A 920-nucleotide genomic window follows, 5' to 3' on the forward strand; every position below is an offset into this window, starting at 1 on the left:
GCCGGCAACCGATGCCGCATCCTGGAGTGCGGTCCGCACCACCTTCACCGGATCGATGACGCCCTCGTTGTAGAGGTCGCCGAACGCGTTGGTCTGTGCGTTCCAGCCCCAGCCGAACTCCGGTTTCTCACGCAGCTTGCCGACGATGATCGAGCCTTCCGCGCCGGCGTTCTCGGCGATCTGGCGCACGGGCGCCTCGATCGCGCGGCGCACGATCTCGATACCGTGTTTCTGGTCCTCATTCTCGGCCTGCACGCCGTCCAGTGCCTTGGCGGCGCGCAGAAGCGCCACGCCGCCACCTGGCAACACACCTTCCTCGACCGCAGCGCGCGTCGCATGCATGGCATCGTCGACGCGATCCTTGCGTTCCTTCACCTCGACCTCGGTCGAGCCGCCGACGCGGATCACCGCAACGCCGCCGGCGAGCTTCGCCAGACGTTCCTGCAGCTTTTCCTTGTCGTAGTCGGAGGTGGTCTCCTCGATCTGCGCCTTGATCTGACTGACGCGGCCCTGGATCTCGTCCTTCGAACCGGCGCCGTCGACGATGGTGGTGTTCTCCTTCTCGATCGACACCTTCTTGGCGCGGCCCAGCATGTTGAGCGTGACATTCTCAAGCTTGATGCCGAGATCTTCCGAGATCGCGGTGCCGCCGGTTAGGATGGCAATGTCCTCCAGCATCGCCTTGCGGCGGTCGCCGAAGCCGGGCGCCTTGACGGCGGCGACTTTGAGGCCACCGCGCAGCTTGTTGACGACCAGCGTCGCCAACGCCTCGCCCTCGACATCCTCGGCGATGATCAGCAGCGGTTTGGACGACTGCACAACAGCCTCCAGCACCGGAAGCAGCGCCTGCAGATTGGACAGCTTCTTCTCGTGGATCAGCACATAGGGCTCTTCCAGCTCCACGCGCATCTTGTCCTGGT

Annotated in this window: 1 protein-coding gene; it reads right to left on the minus strand. The window is 64.6% G+C overall.

The window, feature by feature from the left end:
* Positions 1-920: chaperonin GroEL (gene groEL, locus QQK95_RS33345; RefSeq protein ID WP_284278839.1), on the minus strand; the 920-nt coding region annotated here is incomplete at both ends.

Source organism: Mesorhizobium huakuii, from assembly GCF_030160235.1.
In the GTDB taxonomy this organism is placed as follows: domain Bacteria; phylum Pseudomonadota; class Alphaproteobacteria; order Rhizobiales; family Rhizobiaceae; genus Mesorhizobium; species Mesorhizobium huakuii.